At 54.7% G+C, this 13,625-nt stretch carries 9 protein-coding genes; 8 read left to right on the forward strand and 1 reads right to left on the reverse strand.

What is annotated here, in order from left to right; all coding sequences use genetic code 11:
* The first annotated feature begins 431 nt into the window (after positions 1-431).
* The 7 genes from ychF (at position 432) to Q0336_RS00595 (ending at position 9,055) form a co-directional block, all read left to right on the forward strand.
* The gene (gene ychF / locus Q0336_RS00565; RefSeq protein WP_298524230.1) at positions 432-1,535 is read left to right on the forward strand and encodes a redox-regulated ATPase YchF; all 1,104 of its coding nucleotides are present in this window, start codon (positions 432-434) and stop codon (positions 1,533-1,535) included.
* A gap of 8 nt (positions 1,536-1,543) precedes the next feature.
* Positions 1,544-3,418: a tRNA uridine-5-carboxymethylaminomethyl(34) synthesis enzyme MnmG gene (gene mnmG, locus Q0336_RS00570; protein WP_298524412.1), complete on the forward strand. Its 1,875-nt coding sequence runs from the start codon at positions 1,544-1,546 to the stop codon at positions 3,416-3,418.
* 27 nt (positions 3,419-3,445) lie between these two features.
* Positions 3,446-5,263 carry an excinuclease ABC subunit UvrC gene (gene uvrC, locus Q0336_RS00575; protein WP_298524233.1) on the forward strand — a complete coding sequence of 606 codons (1,818 nt, stop codon included), beginning with the start codon at positions 3,446-3,448 and terminating at the stop codon, positions 5,261-5,263.
* A 15-nt stretch (positions 5,264-5,278) separates the two neighbouring features.
* The gene (gene dtd / locus Q0336_RS00580; RefSeq protein ID WP_298524236.1) at positions 5,279-5,734 is read left to right on the forward strand and encodes a D-aminoacyl-tRNA deacylase; all 456 of its coding nucleotides are present in this window, start codon (positions 5,279-5,281) and stop codon (positions 5,732-5,734) included.
* Positions 5,735-6,073: 339 nt separating this feature from the next.
* A complete protein-coding gene (locus Q0336_RS00585) occupies positions 6,074-6,694 on the forward strand; it encodes a hypothetical protein (RefSeq protein ID WP_298524241.1) in 621 nt (206 codons plus the stop codon).
* A 206-nt stretch (positions 6,695-6,900) separates the two neighbouring features.
* Positions 6,901-7,488: a sugar O-acetyltransferase gene (locus tag Q0336_RS00590; protein WP_298524244.1), complete on the forward strand. Its 588-nt coding sequence runs from the start codon at positions 6,901-6,903 to the stop codon at positions 7,486-7,488.
* Between the two features lie 100 nt (positions 7,489-7,588).
* Positions 7,589-9,055: an HD domain-containing protein gene (locus Q0336_RS00595; protein WP_298524247.1), complete on the forward strand. Its 1,467-nt coding sequence runs from the start codon at positions 7,589-7,591 to the stop codon at positions 9,053-9,055.
* A gap of 229 nt (positions 9,056-9,284) precedes the next feature.
* Here the strand turns inward: Q0336_RS00595 and glgP are convergent, their stop codons facing one another.
* Positions 9,285-11,861 carry an alpha-glucan family phosphorylase gene (gene glgP, locus Q0336_RS00600; protein ID WP_298524250.1) on the reverse strand — a complete coding sequence of 859 codons (2,577 nt, stop codon included), beginning with the start codon at positions 11,859-11,861 and terminating at the stop codon, positions 9,285-9,287.
* Between the two features lie 471 nt (positions 11,862-12,332).
* Here glgP and Q0336_RS00605 point away from each other — a divergent pair, with 471 nt between their 5' ends.
* Positions 12,333-13,622 carry an ATP-binding protein gene (locus tag Q0336_RS00605; protein ID WP_298524253.1) on the forward strand — a complete coding sequence of 430 codons (1,290 nt, stop codon included), beginning with the start codon at positions 12,333-12,335 and terminating at the stop codon, positions 13,620-13,622.
* Positions 13,623-13,625 lie beyond the last annotated feature (3 nt).

Below are 13,625 nucleotides of genomic sequence, written 5' to 3' on the forward strand. Positions count from 1 at the left end.
CCGTGCCTCGTATTATCCCCCTCCAAACTCATCCCATCCTCCCCTCAAAGTTCCTCAATACTCACCCCGAAATAAAGGGGCTGTTCTTCCCCCAAAAACAGGCTTCAAACGGCATCTATCTACAAGTGTCGCAAACCCGCTCTACAAGCGGGCTCTCGCAGGGTCACACGAAGGACCCGAAAAAAACCTACGGTAGGTCGCTGATAAAACCTACGGTAGGTCGTCTCACCGATCCACTGTGGGTCGCATCGACGACCTACCGTGGGTCGTTTTTTATCCCCTTGGGGAGAGGGCTCCCGAAGCGGTGAGAGATTCTTCCTTCCATGAGGGGGGAGACTGAGCGGGGTGCAGGGCAGAGGCCGTCCGGGATCAGCTCCTGGCTTTTCGCTATCTTTGCAGTTCATAGTTAAGTATATAAATCAATAAACATAATGGCATTACAATGCGGTATCGTAGGCCTCCCAAACGTCGGGAAGTCTACCCTCTTCAACTGCCTCTCTAACGCGAAGGCACAGTCCGCCAACTTCCCCTTCTGTACCATCGAGCCCAACGTCGGTGTGATCACCGTCCCCGATGAGCGCCTCAATAAGCTTGCAGAGATCGTACACCCCCAGCGCATCGTCCCCACTACCGTGGAGATCGTGGACATCGCTGGCCTTGTGAAGGGTGCGAGCAAGGGCGAAGGGCTTGGTAATAAGTTCCTAGCCAACATTCGTGAGACGGATGCCATCCTCCACGTCCTGCGCTGCTTCGACGATGATAACATCACCCACGTCGACGGCTCCGTAGATCCCCTGCGTGACAAGGCGATCATCGACACCGAACTTCAGCTCAAGGACCTAGAGACCGTAGAGGCACGCATTCAGAAGGTCTACAAGCAGGCTCAGACGGGTGGCGACAAGACCGCTAAGCTCACCTACGAGGTACTCTCCCGCTACAAGGAAGCGCTGGAGCAGGGTCTGAATGCCCGCACCGTCACCTTCGAGACCAAGGATGAGCAGAAGGTCGCCCGTGAGCTCTACCTCCTGACGAGCAAGCCCGTCCTCTACGTGTGTAATGTAGATGAGGCTTCCGCCGTCACGGGTAATGCCTATGTCGAAAAGGTACGTGAGGCGATCCAAGAAGAGGGAGCTAACCTCCTCGTCGTTGCCGCTAAGATCGAAAGCGAGATCGCCGAACTAGAGACCTACGAAGAGCGCCAGCTCTTCCTCGGAGAGATCGGCCTAGAGGAGTCGGGCGTGAGCCGTCTGATCCGTGCTGCCTATCAGCTCCTTGACCTAGAGACGTACTTCACCGCAGGGGTGCAGGAGGTACGTGCTTGGACCTACACCAAGGGGAGTAAGGCTCCCCGTGCCGCTGCAGCCATCCACACGGACTTCGAGAAGGGCTTCATCCGTGCCGAGGTGATCAAGTTCGAGGACTTCATCACCTACGGTAGCGAAGCCGCTGTCAAGGAAGCAGGGAAGATGGCCGTCGAAGGCAAGGAATACGTCGTGCAGGATGGCGACATCATGCACTTCCGATTCAACGTCTGATGCCCGCCATGCAGGACTACGCCATCATCGTCATCGGTGCAGGTCATGCTGGCTGTGAAGCCGCTGCTGCCTGCGCTCGCCTAGGATCGAAGACCCTACTCATCACGCCCGATATGAATAAGATCGGGCAGATGAGTTGCAACCCCGCCGTGGGTGGGATCGCCAAGGGGCAGATCGTGCGCGAGATCGATGCTTTGGGTGGACGTATGGGGGTGATCACCGACCGCACCGCCCTGCAGTTCCGCATGCTCAATCGGAGCAAAGGTCCAGCGATGTGGAGCCCTCGTGCACAGAGTGATCGGGTGCGCTTCATGGAAGCATGGCGGGAGGAACTAGATGCAGAGCCCAACCTCGACCTTTGGCAAGACACCGTCACCTCCCTTCGCTTAGAGGGGGGACGAGTACGAGGGGTGAATACCGCCCTCGGGGTATCCTTCTCGGCAGAGGCGGTCATCCTCACCGCTGGCACCTTCCTCGGTGGACTCATGCACTTCGGAGAGCTTCAGCTACCCGGAGGTCGTGTCTCCGAACCTGCCAGCTACGGGATCACCGAGCAGCTCCGTGAGGCGGGTATTCGTACCGACCGAATGAAGACGGGTACACCTCCACGCATCGACGCTCGTAGCCTGCATATCGAAGAGCTCGGTGTACAAGAGGGAGAAGATGACCATCATAAGTTCTCCTTCCTCGACACCCCAAAGTCCCGCCTCAAGCAACTCCCCTGCTACACGCTCTATACCAACGAAGCCTGCCACGCTGTACTCCGTGAGGCGCTTGACCGCTCTCCCCTCTACAACGGGCAGATACAGAGCATCGGGCCACGCTACTGTCCCAGCATCGAGACGAAGATCGTGACCTTCGCTGACAAGCCACAGCACCAGCTCTTCCTCGAACCCGAGGGTGAGCGAACGAATGAGTACTACATCAATGGTTTCTCCTCTTCGCTCCCTCTAGAGGTACAGCTCGAAGCACTCCGCCAGATCCCCGAGCTCCGTGATGTACGTCTCTACCGCCCTGGCTATGCCATCGAATATGACTTCTTCGATCCTACCCAGCTTCACCATACGCTGGAGAGCAAGGTCATCAGTGGGCTCTACCTCGCAGGACAAGTCAACGGTACCACGGGCTACGAAGAGGCCGCAGGACAAGGACTGTTAGCAGGGATCAATGCCCACCAGCAGGTACGAGGCTTAGCACCCTTCACCTTGAGCCGCTCCGAGGCTTATATCGGTGTGCTCATAGATGACCTCGTCACCAAGGGTGTAGATGAGCCCTACCGCATGTTCACCTCTCGGGCAGAATACCGCATCCTCCTTCGTCAGGACGATGCCGATGTTCGTCTGACACCGAAGGCTGCTGCCATCGGCTTAGCTACACAAGAGCGTATTGCGCTCCTTGAGGAGAAGATCCAGCTACGAGATGAGCTTATCGCCTTCATCCAAGGCTTCTCCGTGCGTCCCGACAAGATCAATCCCCATCTAGAGGCAGCGGGGCTCGTCCCCCTTCGCCAAGGATGCAAGCTCATCGACCTTGTCTCACGCCCTCAGCTCAGCATCCTCCAGCTCGCCACCTATATCCCCGCCCTCCAGCGTCAGCTTGACAAGCTCTCCGAGAGCCGCCGTGCAGAGCTCATCGAGTGCGCTGAGATCCTCATCAAGTACAGCGGTTATATCGAGCGAGAGCGGGAGCAAGCAGCGAAGCTGGAGCGTCTGGAGTATGTCTTCATCCCCGAAGGCATCGACTACACCAGCATTCAGGCGCTTAGCACCGAAGCACGGCAGAAGCTCGAGAGCATCCGCCCCGTCACCATCGGCCAAGCCTCCCGCATACCTGGTATATCCCCCCACGATGTCAGCGTCCTACTTGTCCTAGCAGGACGATAGGACTTCCACCCACTTTGCCCTCCCGCCATGACGATCGAAGAGATCCGCAAGATCCTCCCCACCCTTCCAGAGTCTCCCGGGTGCTACAAGTACATCGGGCAGGACGGCACGATCATCTACGTCGGCAAGGCGAAGAACCTGCGTCGTCGGGTAAGTAGCTACTTCCAGCGTGATGTACAGAGCTCCAAGACACGGCTCTTGGTGCGCCAGATCCGTGGTATTGAGTACGTCGTCGTCGGCACCGAGGCCGAAGCCCTGATCCTTGAGAATGCCCTCATCAAGGAGCATCAGCCCCGCTACAACATTCTCCTCAAGGACGACAAGACCTATCCCGAGGTCGTCATCCATCACGAACCCTTCCCCCGCATACGTGTAGAGCGCCGTCCGAAGCAGGATGGCTCTCTGCGCTTTGGCCCCTATCCCAATGCTGGGATGGCGCATGCCGCCGTCGATATGGTGCGTGACCTCTATCCCATCCGCACCTGCGACCTCGACCTCTCCCCACACAAGATCGCCCAAGGGAAGTACAAAGAGTGCCTGCAGTACCATATCAAGAAGTGCAAGGCTCCCTGCATCGGCCTCCAGACAGAATCGGACTACGATCAGAATGTCCGTGAGATCACTTCCCTCCTACGTGGCAACCTCCGTGATGTCATCGACCTCTACCGAGGCGAGATGCTTCGGCTGAGCGAGGAGCTTCGCTTCGAGGAAGCGCAGATCTACAAGGAGCGTCTGCAGTACCTCGAGAACTATCAAGTCAAGCACACCGTAGCCCCCCACCACATCCACAATGTCGATGTCTTCAGCTTCGAGGAGGATGAAGATGGGGCGACGTATGTGAACTTCATGCACCTGACCCAAGGTATGGTCACTCAGGTCTACACCATCGAGTACCGCAGTCTCCTCGAGGGCGAGACACGTGAAGAGCTCTTCGCCTCGGCTATCACCGAGCTTCGTCAGCGCTTTGCCTCCCGAGCAAAGGAGCTTATCCTCCCCTTCGATCCAGGCTGGCAGGACGATGCTAATGTCACGATCACCATCCCCCAGCGAGGCGACAAGAAGAAGCTCCTTGAGCTCTCCGAGCGCAACGTCCGCCAGTATAAGCTCGACAAGTATAAGCGTGCTGAGCGACTCAATCCCGACCAGCGCCTCATGCAGATCGTCACCGAACTCAAGGAGCTACTTCATCTAGACAAGCTCCCCCTACATATCGAGTGCTTCGACAACTCCAATATCCAAGGCTCTGATCCCGTCGCCGCCTGCGTCGTCTTCAAGCGAGGTCGCCCATCGAAGAAGGATTACCGCAAGTTCAACATCCGCTCCGTCGAAGGGCCCGACGACTATGCCTCCATGCGAGAGGTCGTCACCCGTCGCTACAAGCGTATGAAGGATGGAGAAGAAGCCCTTCCCGACCTCATCCTAGCCGATGGAGGTAAGGGACAAGTGGGGGCGATCCGTGAAGCTCTGCTGGAGCTGGAGCTGGAGATCCCTGTCGCTGGACTTGTCAAGGACGAACGGCATCGCACTTCTGCCCTACTCTATGGCGACGAGTTCCTCCGTGAGATCCCTATTCGCCATCACAGCCCCGTCTTCCGCCTCCTCGAGCAGATCCAAGCGGAAGTACACCGCTTCGCTATCACATTCCATCGGGATAAGCGCAGCAAGAGCCAGCTTGACTCCCGACTGGATTACATCAAGGGCATTGGTCCTAAGGCAAAGGAGGCACTGATCCAACACTTCCGCAGTGTGCAGGGCATATCCTCCGCCTCCCTCGATGAGCTCGCCACAGCCGTCGGCCCCTCCAAAGCCCGCATCATCTACACCGCCTTCCACCCCGAAGGATAAACCACCATCACCCTCATGCGCTTCCTAATTCAGCGAACACGCTCTGCAGCCGTCCATATCGGAGGCGAAGAAGTAGCCCAAAGCAACGGACTCGGCATGCTCATTCTCATCGGAATCTCCCCCGAAGATACTGCCGAAGACATCGAATACCTAGTGAAGAAGGCAACCCAACTTCGTATCTTCGACGACGAAGCAGGCGTGATGAACCGCAGCGTCCTCGACATAGAAGGGGATATCACCGCCGTATCACAGTTCACCCTTATGGCCGAGACGAAGAAAGGCAACCGCCCCTCCTACATCCGAGCTGCCCGCCCTGAGGTCGCCGAACCACTATACAATGAAGTCATCCGAGCCCTTGAGCTTCGTCTCGGACGCAAGGTGGGCACAGGTCGCTTCGGAGCAGATATGCAGGTCTCCCTTATCAATGATGGCCCCGTGACGATCTGGCTCGACAGCAAAGCCAGAGAGTAAGCCCCAGCGCTCTACCCCTATTCCCTTGGGAAAAGAACGCATGTGCTCCACGTGGAACACAGCCCTCTCCCTCCCTCCCGCATCCCTCTTTGCTAGCTAAAGAGCTGGATACGGGAATTTCTATTTATCTTCACACTGAAGCAATCAGATCCTTCCCAACCCAAGCAAAGCAGCAAGGAGGAAGATCCCACCACCGCCCCACCCACACACAACCATAGAGCAACTCAACAACGCAATAATTCTAACCCCTTAGCCAAAGCAGCACGCACTATGAAAAGGAAAGCATTACTACTATCCCTGACAATGGGAGTCTTACTCGCATTAAGCTCAAGCCCTTCAATGGCACAGAAGAGCAAGAAGCCAGAGCTCGCAAGAGAAGGACATAGCCTCGAAGAGCTACTCCCGAAAGGCTGGGAGGCACAACGTGCCACCGGCGACCTAAACAAGGACGGCATCGAGGATATTATCCTCATCGCCCACCCCAATGACCCCGAGTACTTCAAGAAGAGAGACGACGGATATGAGTACGACTTCAACCCCGCTATTCTTGCCGTCTACTTCGGATCACCCACAGGCGTCTACAAAAGATTCAATGTATGGAAGGAGGCCGTCCCACATCGTGAGGACGAATATACCGAGATCGGCGTCGAACTCTCTGTCACCCCCAAGGGCGCTGTCGACTTCAACATCAGCAGTTGGTCGAGCATGGGCACCGCCGACACGGGTAGTACGACCTACAGATACCGCTACCAGTCGGGAGACTTCTACCTCATCGGCGAAGAGACAGGTTGGCACAACCGTATGACTGGCGAAGGAGAAAAGACGAGCATCAATTACATCACAGGCAAAAAGTCCATCACGTCGGGCAACATGATCGAGAATACCGGCATGAAGACCAAGATCATCAAGCTCAAGAAAGAGCCACTACGGCGCCTCGGATCCTTCACGATGCAACCGTAGGAATCAAAAAGATCGCCAAGCCAACAAACAAGAGAGAGCGAGGGTACACGACACCCCCGCTCTCTCTTCATCAGAATAAATAGACCACACAAAGCAAACCCGAGGATTATCACGGGTGAAGACCAACACCCTCTCCCGACGCAAAGCCAAAGCTTATCGTATCTTTGCGGAAAGCGTACTCACTCCCCCACCCTTCCCCTCAAACAATGACCCAAAAAGAACACCGTCAAGCAGGACTCTACTTCTGCGCCATCGACCCCGAGATTCACGAAGAACGCCTCAGAGCACAGACGCTCATCCAGCGCTACAATGCCCTCCCCCCAGACAAACACGAGGAAGCCGAAGAGATTATCCGCTCACTCCTAGGGAGCATGGGCGAGCGATGCCACTTCGTACCACCCATCTTCTTCGACTACGGATCGAACATCCACATAGGAGACCACAGCTTCGTGAATAGCAACTTCACCGCCCTTGATGCAGGACGTATTGAGATAGGTAAGCACGTCTTCATCGGACCCAACGTCAGCATCTATACCCCTACCCATCCATTACTCCCCGAAGAACGAAACACCGGCTACGAACAAGGAAAACCTGTAACCATTGGCGACAACGTTTGGATCGGTGGTTCAGTGACCATCCTAGGAGGCGTGACGATCGGCGAAGGAGCAGTGATCGGAGCCGGCAGCGTAGTGACTCGAGATATTCCAGCAAACACCATCGCCGTTGGCAATCCTTGTCACCCCCTTCGCCCCATCACAGAGAAAGACCGAGTCCTCGATGAGCTAGGAAAGTAGACGAGGGGTTGCAACCGTTCCACGTGGAGCATCCACCCGAGCGACCAACGTAGCAGAATGCCTATCTTTGCAGGCGAAAAGAACAAGAACAAGATCACGGATGCTTAGCGAAGATTTGATTTACGACAAGGTCGATACTCCCCTCTTTCATCTCATAGGAGAAGCTGCAGACGAACTCGGGGTAGATGCCTACATCGTCGGGGGCTATGTACGCGACCTCCTCCTCTATCGTCCCTCGAAGGACATCGACATCGTCTCCATTGGTCGAGGTATCGACCTAGCACAGGCTGTAGCAAGACGACTCGGACGGGGGGCGCACATCACCACCTTCGCTCGCTTTGGTACAGCACAGGTCAAGCAGGGAGACCTCGAACTAGAGTTCGTGGGAGCTCGACGGGAGAGCTATAGCCCCGACAGCCGCAAGCCCTTCGTCGAAGATGGCACGCTCCAAGAAGATCAAGAGCGCCGAGACTTCACGATCAATGCGCTGGCGATCTCCCTCAATGCAGACACCTTCGGCACCTTGATTGACCCCTTCGACGGACTTACCGACCTCGAAGAGCTGACCCTTCGCACTCCGCTCGATCCAGATATCACCTTCAGTGATGACCCCCTTCGCATGATGCGAGCGATCCGCTTCGCCTCACAGCTGGGCTTCTTCATTGATCCCGACACCTTCGCGGCCATCGGACGCAATGCTAAGCGTATCGAGATCGTCTCAGCCGAACGCATCTCTACGGAATTCAATAAGATCCTCCTCTCCCCTCGCCCATCCATAGGTCTGGAGCTTTTCGAGCAGACGGGACTCATGGCGGAAGTCTTCCCCGAGCTCCTCGAGCTCAAGGGAGCAGAGACACGTGACGGCATCGGGCATAAGGACAACCTCACCCACACCTACAAGGTCGTAGACAATATGGCCAAGGCTCTATCTACCGCCCGCCCTGGAGAAGAGATGAACCTCTGGCTACTCTGGGCTGCTCTCCTACACGACATCGGTAAGCCACGCACGAAGCGCTTCGACAGACGACTCGGCTGGACCTTCCACAACCACAACTTCATCGGCATGAAGATGGTCTCAAAGATCTTCCGTCGCCTGCGCCTCCCGCTGGATCACAAGATGCACTACGTAGAGAAGCTCGTAGATCTACACATGCGCCCTGCCACACTCGTGGACGAAGGAGTGACGGACTCAGCTGTTCGTCGCCTGCTCTTCGAGGCTGGAGATGATATAGATGATCTGATGCTCCTCGTAGAAGCAGACATCACCAGCAAGAATCCCCAGCGTGTACGCAAGTACCTCGACAACTACAAGCTGGTGCGCCAGAAGCTCGTAGACATCGAAGAGAAGGACCGCATACGCAACTTCCAGCCCCCCATCTCTGGGCAGATGATCATGGATACTTTTGCGCTCACCCCTTGCCGCGAAGTAGGTCTGATCAAGGATGCTATCAAGGATGCCATCCTCGAAGGGACTATCCCCAACGAGTACGAGCCCGCCTATGCCTTCATGCTCCGTGAAGCAGAGGCCCTTGGGCTCTATCCGAAGGCTTCCGACAAGGAAGGATAGCCCACGAGCCAAGAACGAACCTCATAGGCCTTCTACTAAGCCCACAGAGCACTCCCCCACCCCATCGACCCTGCGAGCCACGAGTAAAACTTCATCCCAAGGGATATAGAGAGCCCTCTACCGCATAGATCGGTAAAGCCCAACCGAATAAATACAGCAAGCCCCCACTCCATACCCTTCGGTATGAGGTGGGGGCTTTGCTATAAGTGACTACTCTTAGTCTGAGCGCTTACAGAAGTGCCACCCAGCGGACAAGGGCGAAGTCCATACGGTGAGGAAGCTCAGGGTGCGTAGGCAGGATACGTAGCGCACGCTTGTAGAGCCCTGGGCGAGACTGCGTGAAGGCAAGTTCGTAGACCTCCTTCGTGCCCTCCTTTTCTACGAGGCGGAGTGGAGTCTTAGCCACGAGACGGAGCTTACCATCGGCTTCTTCACGAACATCTACGAGCTCTACATCGAGGTCACAAGTGAGATTAGCCTTGTCAAGGACGAGGCGGATAGTCTCGTTGGTACCCGTCAAGCGCTCGTTGGAGACATTGGAGGAGTTAGCCGAATCTTCAACAGAGACGATACGGAGGCTATCCCATTCGCTAGCTACGGCACGCTTCCACTGGACGAGCTCACGAGCGATCTTGTTGCCATGGGCATGGAGATGAGCCGAGCGGGCAGCTAGACCCGTGTAGAAGCGATCGAAGTAATCGTCCATCATACGACGCATGGTGTAGTGAGGAGCGATGAAGTTCATTGAGTTCTTCATCGTCTGTACCCAAGCGTCAGAATAGGGCTTCCCTTCGCGGTTGAAGTAGAGAGGTACGATCTCCTTCTCGAGGAGGTCATAGATGGTCGTAGCGTCGAGCTTATCCTGCAGCGTCTGATTGCTGTAGGTACGCTTGTCGGTAAGCGCCCAGCCAGCACCCTTGCGGTAACCTTCGTACCACCAGCCGTCGAGGACGGAGAGGTTGAGGACACCATTCATCTCTGCCTTTTCACCTGAAGTACCAGAAGCTTCGAGAGGACGAGTAGGTGTATTCATCCAGATATCTACCCCTGCTATCAGCTTGCTAGCCAGACGCATATCGTAGTTCTCGAGGAAGATAATCTTACCGAGGAACTCTGGGCGACGGCTGATCTCAAGGATGTGCTTGATGAGTCCCTGACCACCACCATCGGCAGGGTGAGCCTTACCGGTGAAGAGGAACTGCACGGGGTACTTAGGATTGTTGACGATGCGCTCCAGACGCTCTAGATCGGTGAAGAGCAGGTGTGCACGCTTGTAGGTAGCGAAGCGACGACCGAAGCCGATGAGAAGAGCGTTGGGGTTGATCCCGTCGAGGACAGAGACCGTCGTCTCGGGGTCACCGCTGTTACGGATCCACTTCTCTCCATAGAAGGAGCGGATGTGCTCGACGAGGCGCAGCTTGATGGTCTGATGGGTGTTCCAGATCTCTTCGTTGGGGATATTCTGGACCTTAGCCCAAGTATCTTCGCTCGTCTGGTGCTTGAGGTAATCTTCGCCGAAGTGCTTGCGGTAGAATTCCTGCCACTCTGCTGAAGCCCACGTAGGAAGGTGCACCCCATTGGTGACGTAGCCGACATGGAGCTCTTCGGGGAAGAAGCCCTTCCAGACGGGAGCGAACATCTCCTGAGAGACCTTGCCGTGTAGGAGGCTCACGCCATTCGCTTCTTGGCAAGTATTCAGAGCGAAGACGCTCATGGAGAACTTCTCATTGCTCTCGGGGCACTCACGGCCGAGGCTCACGAAGTCATGCCACGAGATGCCGAGGCGGGCGGGCAGATGGCCAAGGTACTTGCCAAGGAGCTCCTCGTCGAAGTAGTCATGACCAGCAGGCACGGGCGTGTGGCAGGTGTAGATAGAAGAAGCACGTACGAGCTCCATAGCTTCGTCGAAGGGAAGGCCTTCGCCCTCGACATAGTCCACGAGGCGCTGAGCGTTCATGAAGGCTGCATGCCCTTCGTTCATGTGGTAGACATCCTTCGAGATGCCGAGCTTCTTCAGCAGAAGGACACCACCGATACCGAGGAGGAACTCCTGCTTCAGGCGGTTCTCCCAATCACCACCATAGAGCTTGTGGGTGATGGGGCGATCCCATTCGCTGTTCTGAGGAAGATCCGTATCGAGGAGGTAAAGGCTGATACGCCCAACATTGACCTTCCACACGTGACAGAAGACGATGTGCGTAGCGTAGGGCACCTCGAGGATCATAGGGGTCTTGCCATCGGCTTCGAAGACCTGCTCAATGGCGAGCTGTGAGAAGTCTTGAGCTTCGTAGGTAGCTTCCTGCTGGCCTTCGGGGCTAAGCGTCTGGGTGAAGTAACCATAGCGGTAGAGGAAGCCCACAGCCGTCAGACGGACATTGCTATCGCTGGCCTCCTTGAGGTAGTCCCCTGCGAGGACACCCAGACCACCAGAATAGATCTTGAGGATGTTCGTCAGACCATACTCCATGCTGAAGTAGGCTACTGAGGGGCGCTTCGTATCAGCGGGCTCAGCTAGATAGGCACGGAAGTCGGTATATACATCGTCGAGCTCGGCCATGAAGCTCTTATCTGCGATGAGCGCAGCGATCTCTTCGGAGGAGAGCTGACGCGTGAGCGTGACGGGGTTGCCTTCAGTAGCCTCCCAGAGTTCGGGGGAGAGACGGCGGAAGAGGTTTTGAGCCTTGGGGTTCCATACCCACCAGAGGTTGTGTGCCAGTTCATCTAGTCTACGGAGCTCTTCGGGGAGCTGTGCATAGGCGTAGATATTAGTCCATACGGGCTCGTTGGCTCGCTTGGTTACGATCATGAGTTAAAGCTTCTTTCAATAAAATATTATGTGAATGACTTAATTTCTAGGGCGCAAAGGTACAGATAATAAATTACCTATCTCTCTACTAGAGAAGTAGCCTCCGAACCTTACCTCCCGACTTATCCCAAAACAGAATTATCTAACCGCCCCAAGGGAGCCCCAAAATAAAACCTACTGTGGGTCGCCTTGACGACCTACGGTAGGTCGACCGACCGACCCACAGTAGGTTTTCGGAGCGACCCACCATAGGTCGCAAAAGAGGGGTCTCGCAGAGCTCTATCCTGATGGATAATTCCAACCCCCTTTCTCTGCATAGATCTCCCCAAAGTTTTCCATAGGATGTCCGCCCTCCGCCGAGCCTCGATTTTTAGACCTCCGCCACCACGCTCCCCGAGCATGCAGATAGGTAGCTTATCGTATCTTTGCAACATCAGGGAATAGTGCCCCCAACAGAAAGAAACAAAGACTATGCTTCTCAACTTTGCCGTAACTAACTACAGGTCGATCAAAGAGCGTCAGGTATTCAGCCTGATGGCCGTAGAAGGTCTCCCCCATGAAGAGTCATTGATACGTAGCAAGTATGGTATCCCCATCCTCCCTGTAGCCCTTCTCTTTGGTGCCAATGCCAGCGGTAAGAGTAACATTCTTCGGGCCTTCGGGATGATGCGACAGATGGTACTTAATTCAGTGCGTCTCAACCCAGACGATACTCTGGATGAGTATGAACCCTTCCTACTAGATGAAGAATCTAGGAATAACAGCACGGAGTTTGAGGTTGAATTTCTTATCAATGAGATAGATGGACGAGGGCAACACTATCGCTATGGCTTCTCCTTCACTGACAAGATCATAATAGATGAGTGGCTCTATAGAAAGAAGGGGGATGGCAGAGAAATAGAGCTCTTTAGCAGACATGAGGATAAAGTTCGAGTCAATAGAAAGTCTTTCCCTGAAGGAAAGGATAAAGAGAATACGCTCAATAGCAATAGACTCTTCCTCTCACTCATAGCACAGCTCAATGGGGTACAATCCAAACAGATTATCTCTTGGTTCAATCGGGGAACCTTTGTTAGCACCTCACAAATTAAACAATATATAAAGGTAATCTCCACCCTACTTAAGGATAAGGAAAAGCTAATAGAGGAAAAGAAGGGTCTCTTCATAGATATGGTTCTGGAGTTCCTCTCAAATATAGATATGGGCATCACGGAGCTATCAGTAAAAGAGGTATCTGTTGCCTTGCCTAAAGACACACCTGAAGGGCTCAAAAAGCCCTCCCTCAAGGAAGAGCAGACTTCCCTCAAAGTCGAATCCACACATAATAGATATAATAGACAAGGAGAGATTATTGGAAAAGAGGTCTTCAACATAGAGCATAATGAGTCCGAAGGGACTCAGAAGATAACAGAGCTTCTTGGACTTATCTTCACAACCATCTGGAGTGGTAGACTCTTAGTGATCGATGAACTGGATGCCAAGCTCCATCCTCTCCTAACGAGAGCTATTGTACAGCTCTTCACTAATCCTAAGATGAATCCTCTTGGAGCTCAACTGGTCTTCACAACACACGATACCAACCAGCTACATCTAGACTACGTACGCCGAGATGAGATATGGTTTACAGAGAAGAGCCCCGTTGAAGCTACAGAATTGTACTCCCACATCGAGTTCAAGGACTTCGACCCCTCTATGGACATCACAGAGCAGTATGTGAATGGACGTTACGGGGCAATACCTCGTATAAAAGTGCAACGATAAGGT

Origin of the sequence: uncultured Porphyromonas sp. (assembly GCF_938039215.1) — a bacterium.
Lineage (GTDB): Bacteria > Bacteroidota > Bacteroidia > Bacteroidales > Porphyromonadaceae > Porphyromonas.

Coding starts and splice junctions, on each gene's coding strand:
- ychF (WP_298524230.1), top strand. CDS start 432: ATGGCATTACAATGCGGTATCGTAGGCCTCCCAAACGTCGGGAAGTCT.
- mnmG (WP_298524412.1), top strand. CDS start 1,544: ATGCAGGACTACGCCATCATCGTCATCGGTGCAGGTCATGCTGGCTGT.
- uvrC (WP_298524233.1), top strand. CDS start 3,446: ATGACGATCGAAGAGATCCGCAAGATCCTCCCCACCCTTCCAGAGTCT.
- dtd (WP_298524236.1), top strand. CDS start 5,279: ATGCGCTTCCTAATTCAGCGAACACGCTCTGCAGCCGTCCATATCGGA.
- Q0336_RS00585 (WP_298524241.1), top strand. CDS start 6,074: ATGGCACAGAAGAGCAAGAAGCCAGAGCTCGCAAGAGAAGGACATAGC.
- Q0336_RS00590 (WP_298524244.1), top strand. CDS start 6,901: ATGACCCAAAAAGAACACCGTCAAGCAGGACTCTACTTCTGCGCCATC.
- Q0336_RS00595 (WP_298524247.1), top strand. CDS start 7,589: ATGCTTAGCGAAGATTTGATTTACGACAAGGTCGATACTCCCCTCTTT.
- glgP (WP_298524250.1), bottom strand. CDS start 11,861: ATGATCGTAACCAAGCGAGCCAACGAGCCCGTATGGACTAATATCTAC.
- Q0336_RS00605 (WP_298524253.1), top strand. CDS start 12,333: ATGCTTCTCAACTTTGCCGTAACTAACTACAGGTCGATCAAAGAGCGT.